Source organism: Parasegetibacter sp. NRK P23 (genome assembly GCF_023721715.1).
Lineage (GTDB): Bacteria > Bacteroidota > Bacteroidia > Chitinophagales > Chitinophagaceae > Parasegetibacter.
Genome location: NZ_JAMDLG010000001.1, coordinates 2,518,192 through 2,538,135, shown reverse-complemented (window position 1 = coordinate 2,538,135; position 19,944 = coordinate 2,518,192). Strand labels below are relative to the sequence as shown.

Here is a 19,944-nt window from a genome sequence, read left to right as displayed (position 1 = left end):
AGGGCAAATACTTAAAAAACAGATACCACGTGTTCCGATTCATAACGAATAAACCTTTCTGGGTGAACCTCCTGGCCGCTATTGCGCTGATTTTCATCCTGGTGTTCATTTTTCTTCAATCCCTTGACTTTTTTACGAACCACGGCAAAATACTCCGGGTGCCTTCCGTGGCGGGGATGAATGTGGACAAAGCAACGGAAACGCTGGAAGCGCAAGGTTTTGATGTGGCCATCCAGGATTCGGTTTACGTAGATACCGCCGCGCGCCTGAGTGTGATCCGTCAGTTCCCGGAACCGGATGTATCGGTGAAAGTGAACCGGACCGTATACCTCACCATCAACCGCGCCATTCCGCCAATCATAGATATGCCGAACCTGTTGAACATGAGCTACCGCTCCGCCAGCGATTACCTGAAATCGTACGGACTGAAACTCGGCGACACCAGCTACAAACCGGATTTCGCCAAAAACGCGGTGATTGAGCAACTGTACAACAACCAGAAAGTGGAGCCCGGCACCAAGATTCCGATGGGAAGCACTATTTCCCTGGTATTCGGAAGCGGCATCAGCAACGAAGAGATTTCCGTGCCCGATCTGTTCGGCATGACCCTCACGGAAGCCGAAGCCTTGTTGAACGCGAACGGACTTTCACGTGGCGCCACCGTGGTGGATCCCAACGTGCAGGATACCGCCGGGGCTTATATTTACAAACAATCGCCGGAAAGAAACGGGGAGGAAGGACGCATCAACAGGATCCGTCCCGGACAACTCGTGACCATCTGGCTCGGACTTCAAAAACCAGTGCGCGTGGATTCCACGGGCACCAACTTTTAACCAAGTATCTACCACCTAAAAGCATATAACTGATGAAAACAATGACTGTTGCGGAACTGAAATCCAGGCTTGACAGCGGTGAAAAGCTCAACCTCCTGGACGTGCGCGAGCCACACGAACACGCCGAATTCAACATCGGCGGAACCTTGTATCCCCTAGGAAAGATACAGACTATGCAACTCGATGATATCGAAGACCTCAAAGAGGAAGAAGTAATCTGCTACTGCAGAAGCGGTAACCGCAGCGGACAAGCGTGTCTTATTCTTGAAACCGTTGGCTTTAAGAATGTGACCAATGTGGTGGGCGGAATGCTCGCCTGGCAGGAAATCGTTGGGTGAGCGAATTTTGAATGATGGATTTTGAATGTTGAATTGGTTGTTGAATTCATAATTCAAAAGAAGCAAAGAAGTATAATTTTAAAAGCCGGGGTATGTTGAATAAACACGCCCCGGCTTTCTTTTATACTGTAGCATTAAATGCGTAGTAATCCATCATTCAAAATTAAAATCTGATGTTCACTCCCGCCATCCAGTTCACGCCTGCCATCGGGTAATAATAATTCTCCGTAGTAAAAGCGCCGCCATACTGGTAGCTGAAGGTGTAACCGTTCGGCTCATATTTCCGGTCGAATACGTTGTTGACATGGAACATCAGCGTGAGTTCCGGAACGAGTTTCTGTTGAATACTGTATTGCATTCTCAGGTCCTGCACATAAAAATCGTCCAGGCTCCTTTCTTTTCGGGAGGTATTATCCAGGTATTGACGCCCAACATATTTTCCGGGCAGACTTACCCGCGCATGTTTGAAGGGAACCAAATCCAGGGAGAAGGACGACACAATGGAAGGGGAGAAGGCGATATCGGCTTTTTTCAACGTTTCTGATAACTGTACATAGTTCGGGTCGTCGTAGTTATCGTAGTACACCGTAATGTTCTTCACCTTGTTCCTGCTCAGGGTAAGATTGCCTGAAACGCTGGCCCAGTCGGTAAGGCGTGCTGCGGCTTCCAGTTCTATCCCCATTCTGTAACTATCGGGTATGTTCACACGCGTGGCGGCGCCCACATCATTGATTTTCCCGGTAGGGATCAGTTGGTTTTTGTAATCCATGTGGTAGAAAGTAGCCGCCAATTGGTAACGGCTGTTCCTGAACTGCAGACCGGATTCAATGTTGCGGAGCAGTTCGTGCTTCGGTTTGGATAAAGCGCCTGCTTCAAAATCATCCCGGTTGGGTTCTTTCTGCCCGATGGAGTAGGAGGCGAATGCGGTGAACCCATTGCCGAAAAGATAGGATACACCTGCTTTAGGGTTGAAAAAACGGTATTGGTTGTAAGCGCTTAATCCGGGTGTACTTCTGAATCCATCGATATCATATTTCACGTACCGGAACTGCAGGTCGGCGAAGGTGTAAAAGTTGCGGAATGCTTCAAACTGCCATTTGGCGTACGTGTTGAAGTCGCGCTTCATCGCGGTGTAATTGTACCATTCATGGTCTTTGGGGATGCCTGTTTCGGCCCAGATCACTTTGCCGTAGTGCTTGCCGTCGTATTGGTTCACGCCGCCCCCGTAAGTGAGTTCATGTTTGCCGTTTTTATATTGGAGGGAGAAAATGCCGCCATAGAAATGGTTGTCGAGCCAGAGTTGACGGATCAGGTCCGTTTCCGAAACCGGGTCGCCGTTCACGTCCGGATCAGCAAGTCCGTAGTCAGAGAACGATTGATCGGCTTTGTACTGCTCGTAATAACCGCGTCCCCTTGAAAGGAAAAGTGCGGTGTTGAGTTTCAGTTTAGGCGACAGTTCCTGGTTGTAAAACAATTGGTAGTGGTCCTGCTGGTAATTGTCGGTCTCATTGTCGTAGGGTGTTCCGGGCTTTTCGGTTCCCACTGAATTATAAGTGCGGTCGTTGTCGAGTTTGCTTTCAGGCAGCCCGTTCCAGGATTGGTAAGTTTTTTCTTTACCGGTGATCACGTTGAAGCGGACGGAGCTTTTTTCATTGAGCCACGCTGCGGAAAGGTAAGCCGATTTCAGGTCGGAGGTGGCACGGTCCACGAAGCCGTCGCTGGCAATTTTGGAAAAGCGTGCGTCGATGGTGAAATGATTGTTCAGTAGTCCGGAACCGGCTTTTACCGTGTGTTTCCAGGTGTTGAAGGAGCCGTAGGAATTATTGGCTTCGCCGTAGGCCTTCTCGTTGAATTCGTTGGTGCTGAAATTGATGGTGCCTCCGAACGCGCCCGCGCCATTGGTGGAAGTGCCCACCCCGCGTTGTATCTGTACGCTGCTCACGGAGGAAGCGAAATCGGGGAGGTTTACAAAGAAAGTACCATGCGATTCGGGATCGTTATAGGGGATCCCGTTGATGGTCATGTTGATGCGTTGCACATCGGTTCCCCTGATGCGCCATCCGGTATAACCTACGCCGTTTCCAGCGTCGGAACTCACCACCATGGAGGGGGTTTGTTGCAGGAGGAAAGGCAGGTCCTGGCCGATGTTGTTCTTTTCCAGGTCCTTTTTGGTGAGATTGGTTTTCGAAAAAGGCGCAATCTCGGAAGCGCGGGTGGCTTTCACTTCGATGGGCTGCAGCAGCAGTTCGGTGCGGTTAAGCCTGATGACCAGGTTTGCTGCACCGGGCACCTGGGCCTGTACCTGGGTTTCATTGTAACCAACGGCGCTGATCTTCAATAGATAACTTCCCGGTTTAACGGGAGCGATGCGGAAATCGCCTTTGGATCCGGCGGAAACCGCGAAATGGTGGACCAACTGAACGGATGCCCCGGCAATAACTTCTCCGGTAACGGCATCGGTGATTTTGCCCGAAATAGATTGGGCGAATAGCATTGGGGAAAATACAAACAAGCATATCCCCAAAAACAATTTTTTCATGTTTCTTTTTTTAAAGTTGAAAAATTGAATTTGGAAATGCTGCGATTGTGAAGAGGGGAGAACAATATTGCGCGAATCCTTCCACCTTCCCTGCGCAGGCATTACCCTGTCCAGGTTCTACGGGTATGATCTCAGCTTTCACAAAATGTGAATTAAGCACCCCGGGAACTTGATGTCTTTACGTTGGAGCTCCTTTGAAAGACGGTCCAAAGGTATGCCGCCCGTTTTTTTTTGCCAAAAACTTGTAACATTTCCTTTGCGATAACGTACCACAGGTGTATTCAGTAGCAAAACCTATAAAAGTAAGCGCATGAAAAATCTTCTTTTTTTAGCAGGATGCTTCCTGGCGTCTTTCTCCGCAGTGGCCCAGGAGAAGATCGTTGTAGATGAAAACGTAACCCCGCGCGATATTGAAAAGTTCGTTGCGGTGGAAGTGTCGGGGGGAATCGATCTGTATATTTCTCAATCCAATGAAATCGCGCTAGCCGTCAGCGCTTCGGAAAAAAAGCTGGTTCCTTACCTGAAAACGGAGGTGAAAGATGGTGTTTTAAGGATTTATGCGGAGAAGGGAATGAAGTCTTTTAACCGGATCGGAAAGCCTTTAAAGGCGTATATCTCGGCTCCCGTATTGCATAGAATAAGTGCTTCCGGGGCTTGTGATGTGCTGATTTCAGGGGTATTGAAGCAGGACGACCTTGAGATCAATTTGTCCGGATCCTCCGATTTCAAGGGCACCCTTGAGGTTAAGAACCTTGCTGTGCACCAGAGCGGCAGTTCCGATTCTTTCCTGGCGGGAAAGGCGCAACATGCCAAACTGGAAGTGAGCGGCGCTTCGGATATCAAAGCTTATGGCCTGGAAACGGAATATTGCAAAGCTTCCGCAAGCGGCGCCTCCGACATCCAGATCAGCGTGAACAAAGAAATTGCCGCGAGTGCCAGCGGCGCTTCAGATATTTATTTCAAGGGCAGCGCCACGGCCAAAGATATTAAGCAGAGTGGGGCGAGTACAGTAGCACGACGTTCCTGAACAGTCTCGTGTTTTATTGTTGTGCCGGGGGCGTATCAGCGTGATGCGCCCTCTTTATTTTTAGGAGGTCGAGAAATTTATGAAAAAGATTTGGCCGTTAAAAATCAGCGCCTTACCTTTGCACTCCACATCGCGAAGTAGAGCAGCGGTAGCTCGTCGGGCTCATAACCCGAAGGTCGGAGGTTCGATCCCTCCCTTCGCAACTAAGGAAGCCTCGAGAGAGGCTTTTTTTATTTGTACTACTTTTGCAAGGTCTCAGCTGAAAAATGAAAGCAGGATTCGTAAACATATTCGGGAAGCCCAACGCGGGAAAAAGCACGTTGCTCAACGCGCTCATCGGAGAAAAAATGGCCATTGTTTCCCCTAAAGTGCAAACCACCCGGCACAGGATCAAGGCGTTCCTCACGGAACCTGGCTACCAGATTATTTTCTCCGATACGCCAGGCATTATTGAGCCGAAATACAAACTGCACGAAAAAATGATGCAGGCCGTCAGAAATTCGCTGGAGGATGCGGATGTGGCCATTCTGCTTGCCGACATCAACGATGACCGCGAGGAGGTGGACCAGCTTTTCAGTAAACTTCGGCTCAAAGTGCCAGGCGTTTTTGTGCTGAATAAAATCGATACGGTTTCCCCCGCCAAACTGAAAGAAGCGCTCGACTGGTTCTCGGATAAACCTTATGCCAGAGAAATCGTGACTTTATCGGCCCTGAAAGGATTCGATAAGCATGATTTTATAGAAAAGATTTTAAAATATCTTCCCGAAGGAGAACCCTTCTACAGCGAGGACGATCTCACGGATTTGCCTACCCGCTTTTTTGTAGGAGAAATGATCCGGGAAAAGATATTCCAGTTTTATGAAGATGAGATTCCTTACCATACCACCGTGTTGGTGCAGGAATACAAAGAAAAGGATACGCTGGTGAAAATCGCCGCCGATATCATCGTGCAGCGGGAAACACAAAAGGCGATCATCCTGGGCGGAAAAGGTTCAGGCATCAAAAAACTGGGCACCGAAGCGAGGAAAGATATCGAAGCATTCATCGGAAGGAAAGTGTTCCTGGAACTGTTTGTGAAAGTCCGTCCCAAGTGGCGGGACAGTGAGATTTTTCTGAGGGAATATGGGTATAAATAATGTTGAATTTTGAATGCTGAACTTTAAATGGAATACTATGGGGAATTGTTCGGCAATCAGGTTCTAAATTGAAAAAAGAATAAAGTGCGATCACATAAAACCAATTGGCCGCACTGAAAACAGGTTGTTTCGGATTTTGATTGTTCCCTGAATGAAACTGCGTTGCACCAACAAATTCATTCTTCATCCAACATTCAAAATCCAAAATTCAAAATTTTATTATGTCAGGATTTACATTAGCTATTGTTGGAAGACCGAACGTGGGGAAAAGCACCTTCTTCAACCGGATGCTGGAACAAAGAAAAGCAATCGTGGACGACGTGAGTGGTGTTACCCGCGACAGGCAATACGGCGTGGCGGAATGGGCCGGCAAATCGTTTAACGTGATTGATACCGGCGGTTTCGTGGCCGGAAGTGAGGATGTTTTTGAAAAAGAAATCCGCAAGCAGGTGATCATCGCACTCGATGAAGCAGATGCAGTTGTGTTTATGGTGGATACCGTGACCGGCATCACCGACCTCGACGACTCCATGGCCGATGTATTGCGCAGAACCACCAAACCGGTTTTCCTGGCGGTGAACAAAGTGGACAACCACGAACGTTTACTGGAGGCTACTGAGTTTTACAGCCTCGGTTTCGAACATATTTTCTTCCTTTCCTCCATGACCGGGAGCGGAACAGGTGAACTCCTCGACGCCGTTACGGCCCTGATACCGGAACAACCCGAGGCAGAAGAGGGCGCGGAGGAAAATCCTATTCCCAAGTTCGCCATCATCGGGCAGCCCAATGTGGGGAAATCCTCTCTGCTGAACGCATTGGTAGGGCAGGAACGCACCATCGTGAGCAATATCGCCGGAACCACCAGAGATACGATCCATACCCACTATAACCTCTTCCAGAAAGAATTCATCCTCATCGATACGGCAGGTATTCGGAAGAAAACCAAGGTGAACGAGGACCTGGAGTTCTATTCGGTGATCCGCGCCATCAAAGCCATGGACGAAGCCGATGTTTGTTTACTGGTATTGGATGCTGAAAAGGGAATCACGGCCCAGGACCTGAGCATTTTCAGTCTGGCGTCTAAAAAAGGTAAAGGCATCGTGATTCTCGTGAACAAATGGGATACCATGGAGAAGGAAACGAATACCGCCCGCGATTACGAAAAGGTGCTGAAAGACAGGATCGCGCCTTTCTCCGACGTGCCCATTCTCTTCATATCCGCCACCGAAAAAGTGCGCATTTTCAAGGCGATTGAAATCGCGCTGGATGTATTCGCGCATAGGCAACAACGTATCCCCACATCTAAACTGAACGATGTGATGCTGAAGGCCATTGAAGCTTATCATGCGCCGGTGGTACGCGGCAACCAGGTGAAAATCAAGTATGTGACGCAATTGCCGACGCACGTGCCTTCGTTCGCGTTTTTTGCCAATTATCCGGATGACATCAAGCAGCCTTACCGCAATTACCTGGAGAACCAGTTGAGGAAAAACTTCAATTTCAGCGGTGTGCCGGTGCGGTTGTTCTTCAGAAAAAAATAAAAGATTTTTAACAGGGGCTTGCAGGAACCGTTCCAGCGATTATCTTTGCTGGCAAAACCGAAAAAACAATAACAATGAAAAAGTTCTTCGCCGTTCTCGCTATCGCTGCTTCTGTTGCTGCTTGTAACAATGCCGCTGAACCTACTGAATCTGCTGACTCAACTTCTGCCGCTGTAGATTCTACTGCTGCTGCTATCGACTCTACTGTAGCTGCCGCTACCGATTCAGTTTCCGCTATCGCTGATTCCGCTAAAGGCGCTATCGACAGCATCGCTAAATAATGATCTTCAAAGATTAAGCATAAAAAATCCCCGCTTTAAGCGGGGATTTTTATTTTCTTCAGCCATTGGCGCAGCTGTTTCCGGTATTTTTTCAGTTCTTCCTGCTCCAATTGGATAAAACTGTTCTCCTCCAGCTTTCCAATCACCTCATCTCTTTCCGCTTCGGAATCGTACAGCATATTGCGGAATGGGTTATTGTAGTCTTTTTCCCGGGATGCATAAATGGCGCCTGCGATCCATTCGCGGGTGGCAATCGCTTCGTTGGCAAGTGTCACAAGGTCTTCGGCTGTAAAAGTTGCGGCTTTCTTCCTGAATACATTGAAGTAAACATTCCAGGCGTGGAAACATTTTTGTTTGTTGTAATCCGCGGCCTGCGTGGTGTAGAAGGCGTGCACGTCCGCCCAACTGTTGATCTTTTTCGATTTGATGGAACTGATCAGTTCTTTCAGTGTTTCTTCCGGCATTAACTGTCCACCCACATTCTGCCATTTTTTGGATGAACGCCCCTGAACAAATTGGTCGAAGTTTTCGGGTGAAGCCGGGCAAAGTTCATATAGGCAATTCACGGCGTGGAAAACGATCATCTTCCGGAAAATGCCCCAGGCTTTCCGCACTTTAACCAACTGGACGATGCGGTTCGTGTTTTCCCAGCCGTTTACGGTTACCAGTAGCGTATCAATCTGCGGATCGTTGTTCAGGAGCAGGGAAAGTCCGGTCTCACGGGCTTGTTTATCCGTAATATCGGTTTTTCCTGAAACCTGTTCCAGGAAAGCCTTTCCTACGGCAAGTTCCATGATCTTCAGTCCTTCTTCCATTTCCTGCACGCTATCGGGTGCGAGGTAGCCATATTCGAGCGACTGCACTTTTTCCACACGCTTATCCCTGTCGGCCGATTTCCAGGAGTTCCTGGCGAGCGCGTACATGTTATAGAGGAACCAATAGCCGGGCATCACGACCAGCTTATCTTTGGAAACATTGTTGCTGACCAGGGAAAAGGGAATTTTAATATCCAGTTCCGCCGGGTAATCCCCTTTGGCCATGATGGTGAAGGAAGGAAACCTGGAATTGTGTTTCAGACTCACGCACAACCCGGGCCAGAAGCCTCTTCCTGCAACGATCTCCCCATCGGCGCCCCTGGAATTATGATTGGAACCAATGGTGGCGCCGGCAGCCATATTGCTTTGTCCCATCACCAGGGCCGCGCAAAGGAACGAATTGTTGTGGTGCTGCTCGTGGGCGGGGAATATCAGTGAATTCAATACTTCGCAACAGGATATGGTGGCATTGTTGCCGAGGTAGGAGTTGATGAGCCGCGCGCCATATTTCAGTTGCGAATGGGAGGCCATTACAAACCGAACGGCTTTAACACCATAGAATATCCTGCAGCCGTAACCGATGATGCCATTCACCATTTCACAGCCTTCTCCAATTTGAGTTGATGCTTTCGGAATAGAATTGATGGTGAGGTTCTTCAGTTTATTTGCGCCTTTGATGTAGGCATCGGAGCCGATCCATACATCTTTGATCATGTTGGTATTCTTGATGATGGAGCGGTCGCCCACTTTACCATAATAGCCCCTTTGTTTATCGAATCTGGCTTCCGTGAATGTCTTAAACCGGTCCAGCAGTTTTTTATCTGCCCTGTATTTGGCCCATAGGTAAGCGTCGCCTGGCAACATGCCGTTAAAAGGGATTACGCTGCGGCCGCCGTTCTCATTGCAGAGTTCCAGGAAAATGCGGATCTGCTCATCTTCTCCATCTTTCACGATGCCGTTTCCGAACTTAGCGGTACTGCTCGTGGTCATTTCGTTCACGTTCATGATCATCACCTCGTTGCCGATAATGTAGTGGGCGAGGTAGTTCACGTTATCGATCACGGCGTTGTCGCCGATATCGCAACTGATGATGATGCTATTGTATAGTCCAACGGGCATCCGGAGGTTGTGGAACTCGAGGTAGAAAGGCTCCAGTTTACCGATCCGGATCAAACCGAAGAATTTACAGTTCTTAACCAGTTCCGGGTTGAAAGCTTCTGAAACAAAGATATTGTTCCAGTTGTCGGACTGGTTCCTGTTGCGGACGAGTATCTCTATTTCCTGCGCGTTGAGCTGGCGGTAGCCCGCGTTGCCCCCATTTTGCAGGTTGCGTAAATGGTATTCATTTTTCCCTTCGGGCAGGTATTGTTCCGGAACGAACTGGTAGCCGAGGGAGTCAAGCTTATGGCGAACGATATGGTTCATTATTCAACGGTTACGGATTTGGCAAGGTTGCGTGGTTTGTCAACATCAAGTCCTTTCGCGACGCCCACGTAGTATGCGAGCAGTTGCATGGGGATCACGGAGAGCATGGGCGCAATCAGTTCATCAGCGGAAGGAACGGTGAGTACATCATCGGCCATACCGGAGATGGTATCATCCCCTTCTGTGATCGTGGCCAATACCATGCCTTTCCTGGCTTTGATTTCCTGTATGTTGCTGACGATCTTTTCGTGGTACGCATCTTTTGTTGCGACAAAAACAACTGGCAACTGTTCGTCTACCAATGCTATGGGGCCGTGCTTCATTTCCGCGGCGGGATAACCTTCGGCATGGATATAAGAAATCTCTTTCAGTTTTAATGCGCCTTCCAGGGCTACCGGGAAGTTATAGCCTCTTCCCAGGTAAAGAAAATCGCGCGCGTCTTTGTATTTTTCAGCCACTGCTTTGATGTGTTCGCTGGAACTCAGTACAGTCGCTACTTTTTCAGGAACATCCTGCATTTCGTTGAGCAGGTGGAGGTACCTTTCTTTGGTGATGGTGCCCTTCGTTTGTGCGATCTTCAGGGCGATCATGTTCAGTACCGCAAGTTGGGCGGTGAAAGCTTTTGTGGAAGCTACGCCTATCTCCGGACCCGCGTGCGTATATGCGCCGGCGTGAGAGATGCGGGCGATGGAAGAACCCACCGCGTTCACCACGCCAAAAATAATCGCGCCCTGTTCTTTGGCTTTTTCTATCGCGACAAGCGTATCCGCCGTTTCTCCACTTTGTGAGATCGCGATAATCACATCACCCTTGTTGACGATGGGGTTTCTGTACCTGAATTCCGAAGCATATTCCACTTCAACGGGTATTCTGCACAGTTCTTCGAACACATATTCCGCCACCAATCCGGCGTGCCACGAAGTGCCGCAGGCGATCATGATAATGCGCGGGGCGTTCACGAGGGCTTCCATATATTTCTCCACACCAGCCATGGTGATCGTTCCGGCAGCGGCATCCAGTCTGCCCCGGAGGCAATCCTGAATCGTACTGGGTTGTTCGAATATTTCTTTCAGCATAAAATGGTCGTAACCGCCTTTTTCGATGGCGGCCAGTTCCATGTCCAGTTTCTGCACGTAGGGCGTGATCTTCTCGTTGCCCAGGTTTTTCAGCACCAGCTCATCGGCTTTGATGATGGCCAGTTCGTAATCATTCACGTACACCACTTCTTTGGTGTATTCAATAATGGGGGATGCATCAGATGCCAGGAAATGTTCTCCTTTACCGATACCGATTACTAGTGGACTCCCTTTGCGTGCCGCTATGATGGTATCAGGATTGTCCTGGTCGAGGAGAAGGATCACGTAGGCGCCCACGACTCTTTTCAGCGCGATGCGTACTGCTTCTTCCAGGCTGCAGTTGTTGTTTACCTGGATGTCTTCGATGAATTTCAGCAATACTTCAGTATCGGTATCACTTTCAAATTTATAGCCTTTGTTCTCTAACTCTTTTTTGAGCAGGGCATAGTTCTCGATAATGCCGTTGTGTACCATGGCCAGTTTGCCATTTGCGGACGTATGTGGATGGGCGTTACGGTCACAAGGTTCACCGTGGGTGGCCCAACGCGTGTGCCCTATGCCTGCGTTGGCATGAACATCCCGGCCCACCAGCTTTTCTTCGAGTTCGGCAACTTTGCCTTTCTTTTTATACGTTCTCAGCTCATCGTTCATCAGGGCTACGCCGGAGCTGTCGTAACCTCTGTATTCCAGGCGCTTCAGGCCTTTCAGGATAATGGGATAAGCTTCTTTTGGTCCTATGTAAGCAACGATTCCGCACATGGTATTGATTTTAACGGCTACAAATATCTGTTATTTGGTTAAAACGCAACCGTTTGCGTATTGTTATGTGCCTATAAAAGATTGAAGTGTTTGGGGTAGCAGGTGCCCGGGCCAACCCTGGTAACAAACAGGCCGCACAAACCTGCATATCGCATCGGCACCAACGGCTGTGAACCTGCTGTCTGTAGTGGCCGGGAACGGTCCGCCATGGTGCATGGCTTCAGTAACCGTAACGCCCGTTGGAACACCGTTGAATACAAGTCTTCCGCATTTTCGTTCTAAGATTTCAAGTATTTCAGGCACCAGTATTTCATCTGCTGATCTGGCCTGGATTGTTCCTGTTAATTGTCCGTCCATAGCCTCCAATGCCTCGGCTAATTCCTGCATATTATTGCATAAAACAGCCACGGCGTAAGGACCGAAAATTTCTTCCCTTAACATCCGGTTTGCAATAAATTTTTTTGCGGAGGTAGTGGAGATGGTGGGGATAGAAAAAAGGTCGTTGCCGGGTGCTTCGGCGGAAGCCAGTAAATCCACCATTCCGGATGCCAGCACTTCTTTCCGTTTTGTGCTGAAACTTTTGGCGATCTCTTCATGCAGCATGGGTTCACTTTGGCTTTTATTCAGGGCTTTCTTCAACGCGGCAAGCAGGTGATTCGTATGGGTTGTTTGAAGTAAGAACCATACCCCCGGATTGGTGCAGAACTGGCCCGCACTGGCGGTAAGAGATTGAACGAGCGTTCCGGAAAGTGCCTCCGCGTCTTTCTGGGCTTCCGGAAGAATAACCACGGGATTCACACTGCCCATTTCAGCGAAAACAGGAATGGGGGCTGGTCTCGCCTGGGCCAGGTCGTACAAGGCTTTTCCTCCCGAAAACGAACCGGTGAAGGCAACGGCTGCGGTAAGCGGATGTTGCACAAGCAATGCACCTGTTTCAAAACCTTCGTCCGGAACATGTTGAAAGATAGGCGGTGAAAATCCTTCTTTTTCAATGACTGTTTGCAACAGCTTTGCACACAACAAAGATGTTTCCGGGTGCGCCGGATGCGCTTTCACAATCACCGGGCAGCCTGCGGCCAATGCTGTGGCCGTGTCTCCGCCGGGCGTTGAGTAAGCGAAAGGGAAATTGCTTGCGCCGAAAACCACAACGGGCCCAAGCGCCCTGTTCATTTTCAGGATGGGTGCCGGACCGCTGAGGTCCTTTGAAATGTGGAGCCATTTACCGGCCGCGCAAGCGTCGGCGTATTGGTTCCATTGTAAAATCGTGCGGTTGAGTTCAGTTTTTAACCTTGCCGGTGGTAAATGCGTTTCTTTGGCTGCAGCATGGATAAGTTCGGTTTCATTTGCTTGCAGCGCCATCGCAATAGCATGCATCAAAGCCGCGCGCTGCGCGGGTAAAGTATTGGCGAAATGCGGATACACGTTGAAAGCATCGGCAACAACGGCGTTTATTTTCATTTTCAAATCCATGGGCTGAAGTTAATCTGTTTTATAACTTGCAAAACATGTGCTCAAATATGGAGTGATGGCGCGTTTTTAAACGGTGTTCCAACCCGGAAAACAACGTCGGTGGCACCGGTTTCCTTCCCGAAGCAGTTTCAGGCCGGTTTAATACCGATTCTATCCATAAATTTTTACCGTGTTTATACCGGGGTGAACCCGCGTTTTTTAACGCAGAAAATTACAATAGATGCGGATGGTGTTTTGAAAAGAACTGGTGAAAATACGGATACCTGCAAATTGACTTTTTTTGTACTAGCGGTGCCGCCGGTACCACCGTTAAAGCAACAGGCCCTGGAGGAAATAGTAGGCCACGCTGAAATAAATGATTAGTCCGGTTACGTCCACCAACGTGGCCACGAAAGGCGCGGAGGATACTGCCGGGTCGGCACCGAGTTTTTTCAGAAAGATTGGTAGCATGGAGCCGGTGAGTGTGCCCCACAAAACCACGCCCAGTAAGGTGATGCCCACCACCAGACCAACTTCAGTACCGAAGCTCCCATAAAGCTCCGGGAAGAAATGCGCCGCGATGAATACCCTGAAAAAGCCGATCACGCCCAATACACCGCCCAGTAACAGACCGGAAAGAATTTCCCGGCGCATCACCCGCCACCAGTCGGAGACGGAAATTTCGCCCAGGGCCATCGCCTGGATAATGAGTGTGGATGCCTGGGAGCCGCTGTTGCCGCCGCTTGAAATAATCAGCGGTACGAAAAGCGCCAGGATAACGGCTTTCGCGATTTCATCCTCGAAATAAGCCATAGCGGTAGCCGTGAGCATTTCGCCCAGGAAAAGGATGATGAGCCAGCCCACACGTTTGCGGAACAGTTTCAGGAGCGGCATTTCGAGGTAGGGTTCGTCCAGGGCCTCGGTACCGCCTATCTTTTGAATGTCTTCGGAGAATTCCTCGTTGGTGATCCAGAGTACATCGTCGATGGTAACGATGCCCAGCAGCAGGTTTGCATCGTCCACTACGGGCAGGGCCACGCGGTTGTTCATCTTGAAGATGTTGTTGGCGCTCTCCTGGTCGTCGTTTACATGGAGGGCGATGAATCGGCCATCTATCAGTTCGTTCACCGGTTTATCGGGGGCGGCGAAGAGGAACTCACGGATACGGATATCGTCTATCAGCTGCCCCTGGTCGTTGACCACATAAAGTACATCGATGGTCTCGGAATCGCGGCCCACTTCCCGGATATGGTCCAGCACCTGTTGTACGGTCCATTCTTCGTGGATGGCGAGGTAATCCGGCGTCATCAGCCTGCCCACGGTACCTTCGGGGTAGCCCAGCAGCGCGAGGGTGATCCTGCGCTCTTCGGGATCAAGTGTTTTGATCATTTCCCGCACCACTTCGGTAGGCAGTTCTTCCAGGAAGGCCGTACGGTCGTCGGCGGGCAGTTCATTCAGTAACTCGGCACTGGTAAACGCCGGCAACGACTGGATGATGCGCTTCTGGGTGGGGAAGTCAAGTATTTTAAAAGTGCTGGTGGCGCGGTGGAGCGAAAGATGGGCCATGATCTGTGCCTCATAGTCTGGGAACTCATAGATCATTTCAGCCACGTCGCTGATGTTCTGGTGGTTCAGAAAATCACGGATCAGTAGCTTGTCTTCCCGTGCTATCAACGCTTCAAACTGGCGGAAAAGTTCTTTTTGTTCCGTTTCCATCGACATCCCGCAAAGTTAAGGAATTCGGTTCAGCCTTATTGCGCATCGAACCATACCGGTTCCGTTTCGTTCCAGGCCCCGTTGTAGTTGATGAACAGCTCTTCTCCCGCGGCAATGTCTCTTACGGTGCGTATCTGCATGGTTCTGCCCTCATAATCCATATCATAATCGCAATTAGAATGGTAGGCATGGTTGTACATCGAAAGGTAGCCGAGGGCCACCACACATTCATCTAGGTTTTCTCCCCATTCGAAGATATAATCGTGGAGCGGCGTTTGATCGAGCAGTTTCCGGTGGTCACTGTTCATCACAATGACAGGAGAAATTTCTATCACCGTTCCGGCTTCCAGCGCTTCCGCCGTAAATACGCCGCGGTCCATGGAAGGAGTGGGGGCGATGTAAAGGCAGGGTAAAATCATATGAGTTCTCCTACATGGTTGCGGATGTTGGCGCTGAGGGAATCGGTGGGCAGGTCGTTTGCATCCAGGCCGAAAGGGTTTTCGATTTCTTCGGCGATCAGTTCAAGTGAAGCGAGTACATAGAAGATAAAGCCGATTACGGGTATCACGTAATAGCCCAGGCTGAATACAAAACCGAAAGGCAACGTCATCACGTAGGCGAAGATGAATTTTTTTAGGAAAGCGGAGTAGGAGAAGGGGATAGGCGTATTGCGGATGCGTTCACAGGCACCGCAGATATCGGCGAAGCTCTGCATTTCCGTGTTGAGTGTAATAAGCTGGTCGCCGGTGATGGTGCCTTGTTTGTAAAGGCGGTTCACTTTATCTATCATCAGAAATGCGATCTGGTTGGGCACGTGTTTGTGCGGATCAATGTTTTCGTGGGAGAACCCATGAGTAGATATGAAGTCGCCAGCATGGTATTTACCCCTGAGGTGGTTTTTCAGCGAGAAAGCGAAGTTCGGGATCATCACCCTGAAATAAGCCCGGTGTTCATCATTTTCAGGTAGGATCGCCGCCATTTTCATGGCCAGGTTTCTGCTGGCATTCACCAGGGAACCCCAGTGTTTACGGCCTTCCCACCAACGGTCGTAGGCGGTATTGGACCGGAAGGCCAGCAAAAGGGAAATTACGAAGCCCAGCATGCTGTGCAATAAGGTGATGTTCTTTACATGGCTGCTTTCCGCTAATTTCCAGACCTCTGTTTCCAGGTAAGCGATGATGCCGGAATAAATGCAGATGGCAATGATCATGGGCAGTAGTTTGCGGAAAGTATCTGCCTTGTGTACGCGGAAAATAAAGGTGAACCAGTCTTTCGGGTTGTATTCTACCATAGATAAATAAGGTCGAATGTACAGGATTTTTGGATTTTGGGAGGCCGTTGAAGGAATTAATACATTATACGGAGGTGTTCGTATATTTTAAACAAGGTTTGTCGGGTGTTTTTACAACATTTACACAGCATTGCATCATACGATGCGTTGTTAACCTATGTTTCTTTTCTCATGTCTGTGTGTGTTTAAAAAAGTCCCGCTTCGAGCGGGACTTTTTATATCCGGAATCCCTAATTTGTGGCATGAGCGCTAAAGTGAAGATTCTGCTGTTTTTTGGTGCCATCCTCGGTATCCTGATCGCCGCGTATGTTTGGTGGGTACCGGCCCTTGCGGAGAAATTCGCGGGAAGGGTGCCGGTTTCCTACGAGCAATCCGTGGGGCAGCAGTTGTATGATCAGATGCGCAAGACCTGGGAGGTGGATGAAGCAAGAACCCGCCTGCTGCAGCTTTTTTACGAAGACCTGAATTACGACCGTGCTTACAACACCAAAGTTACTGTGGTGAAGTCCCCGGAGAAAAATGCTTTCGCTTTACCCGGCGGTTTTATTGTAGTGTACACCGGCATTCTGGAAGATATGCCTTCCGCCGAAGCACTTGCCGCGTTGCTGGCGCACGAAACGGCACACATCACACAGCGCCACACGCTGCGCAATATCATGCGGAGCATGGGCCGCGGTATGCTGATCGCGCTGGTCACCGGAAACGGGGATGGTGTGGCGGGCGCGATATTGAGTCGTGCCAATGAATTGAAAGGATTGGAGTATTCCCGCGAACTGGAAACCGAAGCCGACAATCAGGGCATTGCCTTCATGAAAAAAAGAAAGATCAACCCCGTTGGTATGAAAGCGTTGATGGAGTTCCTCGCGGAAGAAACGGCCGGAAGCGAACCTGCGGCTTTCATGAGCACTCACCCGCTTTTTGATACCAGGATCGCCAATATTGATGCCCAACTCAAAAACTCTTCCGAAGAAAGGGAAGATGTGCGGCTCAACGAATTTTTCAAGATCATCAAAGCAGGAAATCCCGCACCTTCAGGAGATTGGTAAACTACATTACTCATCCACTTACACAAAAAGTGTTACTTGCCGAAGAAGAAACTATAATGCGTTCTAATTGTAGATGTCTCTCCATTCTTCAGCCGCTCCTGCTTAATTAATGCTCCGCGTCTGCGAGGCACGAAGCAGTGCGCCGTCGCGAGAAATTTCTTCTCCCCCAATCATCCCGATTCAAACGAAGCTTACTGCTCATCTATTTCACGTTAAAAATGCAAACCGCAACCCTTAATCTTCCTGCTTAATCAACGCTTTGCGTCCTTGCTCCCTTGCGTCTTCGCGTGAAAAAGCAATCGCGTGAAAAAAACAAAAAAAATGCCGCTCCTCATCAAGAAGCGGCATTACTATTCAAAGAAATAGTACTAATTCTTAGCAAACTCAGCACGAATCACATTCAGCGCCCCACCTGCCTTGAACCACTGGATCTGTTGTTCATTGTAGGTATGGTTCACCGGGAACTGCTCCCTGCTGCCGTCTTTGTGGGTAAGTACTACTGTAAGCGGAGCGCCTGGTGCGAATTCAGTGAGTCCTTCGATATCGATCACATCATCTTCCTGGATGCGGTCATAATCTTCTTTGTTGGCGAAAGTAAGTGCCAGCATACCTTGTTTTTTCAGGTTGGTCTCGTGGATACGCGCGAAGCTCTTCACCAAGATGGCACGTACACCGAGGTGACGCGGTTCCATAGCAGCGTGCTCACGGCTGGAGCCTTCACCATAGTTTTCATCACCAACCACCACGCTTCCGAGACCGGCGGCTTTGTAAGCGCGTTGGGTGGCCGGAACCGGGCCGTATTCACCCGTAAGCTGGTTCTTGATTTTATCGGTTTCGTTGTTGAAAGCATTCACGGCGCCGATCAGCATGTTGTTGGAAATGTTATCGAGGTGACCGCGGTATTTCAACCATGGACCTGCCATAGAAATATGGTCCGTTGTACATTTTCCTTTTGCTTTGATCAGCAGTTTCAGTCCACGCAACTCTGTTCCTTCCCATGCGGAGAATGGTTCCAGCAATTGGAGACGGTCGCTGGTCGGGCTTACGGCAACAGCAACGGATGATCCGTCGGTGGCAGGAGCCTGATAACCGGCGTCTTCCACTTCAAAACCTTTCACGGGCAATTCTATACCTGCGGGCTCGTCCAGTTTTACCTGTGCGCCGGCTTCGTTGGTAAGCGTATCGGTGATGGGGTTGAAAGTAAGACTACCCGCTATCGCGAATGCGGTTACAATTTCAGGAGAGGCTACGAATGCGTGTGTATTGGGGTTGCCGTCCGCTCTTTTAGCGAAGTTCCTGTTGAAGGAAGTAATGATGGAGTTTTTCTCTCCTTTTTCAGCGCCATGACGTGCCCACTGTCCGATGCAGGGACCACAGGCGTTGGCCAGCACCACACCGCCAATATCGGCGAAGGTGTTCAGGATGCCATCTCTTTCCGCGGTGAACCGAACCAGTTCAGAACCGGGGGTGATGGTGAACTCAGATTTTGCCTTCAGGTTTTTGGAAGCGGCCTGGTTGGCGATGGAAGCTGCACGGGTCATGTCTTCATAAGAAGAGTTGGTGCAGGAGCCGATCAGACCCACATCCAGTTTAGCGGGCCAGTTGTTGGTGCGCACCGCTTCGGCGAATTTGCTGAGGGGCCAGGCCAGGTCGGGCGTGAAAGGTCCGTTGATATGGGGTTCCAGTTCAGAGAGGTTGATCTCAATCAGTTGGTCATAGTATTTTTCAGGAGTGGCGTACACTTCAGCATCAGGGCGAAGGTGTTCACGCACACCATCCGCCAATTCGGCCACTTCGGCTCTTTCGGTACCACGGAGGTAAGCGCTCATCTTATCATCGTAAGCGAACAGGGAACAGGTTGCGCCGATTTCAGCACCCATGTTACAGATGGTGCCTTTACCGGTTGCGCTGAGGCTGTCGGCACCTTCACCGAAGTATTCCACGATAGCGCCGGTTCCACCTTTTACGGTGAGAATGCCCGCCACTTTCAGGATCACGTCTTTCGCCGCGGTCCAGCCATTCATTTTGCCGGTCAGTTTCACGCCGATCAGTTTGGGCATTTTCAGTTCCCAGGGCAGTCCGGCCATAACATCCACCGCATCCGCGCCACCAACTCCGATGGCGATCATACCAAGACCACCCGCGTTAGGCGTGTGGGAATCGGTACCGATCATCATACCGCCGGGGAAGGCGTAATTTTCCAGCACCACCTGGTGGATGATACCAGCGCCGGGTTTCCAGAAACCTATGCCGTATTTATTGGATACTGAAGCGAGGAAATCGTACACTTCTTTGTTTACATCGATGGCGGTGGCGAGGTCGGCCTCGGCACCCACTTTCGCCTGGATCAGGTGATCACAGTGTACACTGGAGGGAACAGCGGCTTTCGCTCTTCCGCAGGTCATGAACTGGAGCAGCGCCATCTGGGCGGTCGCATCCTGCATGGCCACGCGGTCCGGGGCAAAGTCAACATAATCCTTACCACGCTCATAAGCGCTTTTCGCGGGCGAATAAGTATGCGCGTACAGGATTTTTTCTGCCAAAGTCATTGGTCGTCCCAGCAATTGACGGGCAGCAGCTACTTTACCGGGGAGTTCTCCATATACCTTTTTGATCAAGTCCAAGTCGAAAACCATTGTATATAAAATTTTAATGAAGAATGCTGTGTGCTT

General features: G+C 49.8%; 15 protein-coding genes, 1 tRNA gene and 1 riboswitch. Of the genes, 8 read left to right on the top strand and 8 right to left on the bottom strand.

Going from position 1 to position 19,944, the window contains the following annotated elements:
• The first annotated feature begins 29 nt into the window (after positions 1 to 29).
• On the top strand, positions 30 to 833 hold the full coding sequence (locus M4J38_RS10315) for a PASTA domain-containing protein (RefSeq protein ID WP_251759479.1): 804 nt from the start codon (positions 30 to 32) through the stop codon (positions 831 to 833).
• 32 nt (positions 834 to 865) lie between these two features.
• Positions 866 to 1,171 (top strand): rhodanese-like domain-containing protein, encoded by a 306-nt coding sequence (locus tag M4J38_RS10310; RefSeq protein ID WP_251759478.1) that lies wholly within the window; start codon positions 866 to 868, stop codon positions 1,169 to 1,171.
• Between the two features lie 163 nt (positions 1,172 to 1,334).
• Here the strand turns inward: M4J38_RS10310 and M4J38_RS10305 are convergent, their stop codons facing one another.
• A complete protein-coding gene (locus tag M4J38_RS10305; protein WP_251759477.1) occupies positions 1,335 to 3,710 on the bottom strand; it encodes a TonB-dependent receptor in 2,376 nt (791 codons plus the stop codon).
• A gap of 69 nt (positions 3,711 to 3,779) precedes the next feature.
• Positions 3,780 to 3,884, bottom strand: a riboswitch (TPP riboswitch).
• 136 nt (positions 3,885 to 4,020) lie between these two features.
• Here M4J38_RS10305 and M4J38_RS10300 point away from each other — a divergent pair.
• The 5 genes from M4J38_RS10300 to M4J38_RS10280 all read left to right on the top strand — a co-directional run bounded on the left by M4J38_RS10300 (position 4,021) and on the right by M4J38_RS10280 (position 7,695).
• On the top strand, positions 4,021 to 4,737 hold the full coding sequence (locus M4J38_RS10300; RefSeq protein WP_251759476.1) for a head GIN domain-containing protein: 717 nt from the start codon (positions 4,021 to 4,023) through the stop codon (positions 4,735 to 4,737).
• Positions 4,738 to 4,868: 131 nt separating this feature from the next.
• Positions 4,869 to 4,940: transfer RNA gene (locus M4J38_RS10295), tRNA-Met, on the top strand.
• A gap of 63 nt (positions 4,941 to 5,003) precedes the next feature.
• Positions 5,004 to 5,873 (top strand): GTPase Era, encoded by an 870-nt coding sequence (era, locus tag M4J38_RS10290; protein WP_251759475.1) that lies wholly within the window; start codon positions 5,004 to 5,006, stop codon positions 5,871 to 5,873.
• A gap of 221 nt (positions 5,874 to 6,094) precedes the next feature.
• Positions 6,095 to 7,414 carry a ribosome biogenesis GTPase Der gene (gene der / locus M4J38_RS10285; RefSeq protein ID WP_251759474.1) on the top strand — a complete coding sequence of 440 codons (1,320 nt, stop codon included), beginning with the start codon at positions 6,095 to 6,097 and terminating at the stop codon, positions 7,412 to 7,414.
• A gap of 74 nt (positions 7,415 to 7,488) precedes the next feature.
• Positions 7,489 to 7,695, top strand: a complete 207-nt coding sequence (locus M4J38_RS10280) for a hypothetical protein (protein WP_251759473.1) — start codon at positions 7,489 to 7,491, stop codon at positions 7,693 to 7,695.
• A gap of 35 nt (positions 7,696 to 7,730) precedes the next feature.
• On the opposite strand, the gene M4J38_RS10275 is transcribed toward M4J38_RS10280, so the two are convergent.
• The 6 genes from M4J38_RS10275 to M4J38_RS10250 all read right to left on the bottom strand — a co-directional run bounded on the left by M4J38_RS10275 (position 7,731) and on the right by M4J38_RS10250 (position 16,226).
• On the bottom strand, positions 7,731 to 9,935 hold the full coding sequence (locus M4J38_RS10275) for a DUF4954 family protein (RefSeq protein WP_251759472.1): 2,205 nt from the start codon (positions 9,933 to 9,935) through the stop codon (positions 7,731 to 7,733).
• Positions 9,935 to 11,770, bottom strand: coding sequence for a glutamine--fructose-6-phosphate transaminase (isomerizing) (glmS, locus tag M4J38_RS10270; RefSeq protein ID WP_251759471.1), 1,836 nt, complete (start codon positions 11,768 to 11,770; stop codon positions 9,935 to 9,937). The genes M4J38_RS10275 and glmS overlap by 1 nt, the downstream gene beginning before the upstream one ends.
• Before the next feature lie 63 nt (positions 11,771 to 11,833).
• Positions 11,834 to 13,240 carry an aldehyde dehydrogenase (NADP(+)) gene (locus M4J38_RS10265; RefSeq protein ID WP_251759470.1) on the bottom strand — a complete coding sequence of 469 codons (1,407 nt, stop codon included), beginning with the start codon at positions 13,238 to 13,240 and terminating at the stop codon, positions 11,834 to 11,836.
• Between the two features lie 309 nt (positions 13,241 to 13,549).
• Positions 13,550 to 14,941, bottom strand: a complete 1,392-nt coding sequence (gene mgtE / locus M4J38_RS10260) for a magnesium transporter (protein WP_251759469.1) — start codon at positions 14,939 to 14,941, stop codon at positions 13,550 to 13,552.
• A gap of 29 nt (positions 14,942 to 14,970) precedes the next feature.
• Complete coding sequence (locus M4J38_RS10255) at positions 14,971 to 15,354, bottom strand: SET domain-containing protein (RefSeq protein ID WP_251759468.1); 384 nt, start codon at positions 15,352 to 15,354, stop codon at positions 14,971 to 14,973.
• Positions 15,351 to 16,226: a bestrophin family protein gene (locus tag M4J38_RS10250; RefSeq protein WP_251759467.1), complete on the bottom strand. Its 876-nt coding sequence runs from the start codon at positions 16,224 to 16,226 to the stop codon at positions 15,351 to 15,353. The genes M4J38_RS10255 and M4J38_RS10250 overlap by 4 nt, the downstream gene beginning before the upstream one ends.
• Before the next feature lie 242 nt (positions 16,227 to 16,468).
• Here M4J38_RS10250 and M4J38_RS10245 point away from each other — a divergent pair, with 242 nt between their 5' ends.
• The gene (locus M4J38_RS10245; RefSeq protein ID WP_251759466.1) at positions 16,469 to 17,272 is read left to right on the top strand and encodes a M48 family metallopeptidase; all 804 of its coding nucleotides are present in this window, start codon (positions 16,469 to 16,471) and stop codon (positions 17,270 to 17,272) included.
• Positions 17,273 to 17,640: 368 nt separating this feature from the next.
• Here M4J38_RS10245 and M4J38_RS10240 read toward each other — a convergent pair whose 3' ends face one another.
• Positions 17,641 to 19,908, bottom strand: coding sequence for an aconitate hydratase (locus tag M4J38_RS10240; RefSeq protein ID WP_251759465.1), 2,268 nt, complete (start codon positions 19,906 to 19,908; stop codon positions 17,641 to 17,643).
• Between the last annotated feature and the right edge of the window lie 36 nt (positions 19,909 to 19,944).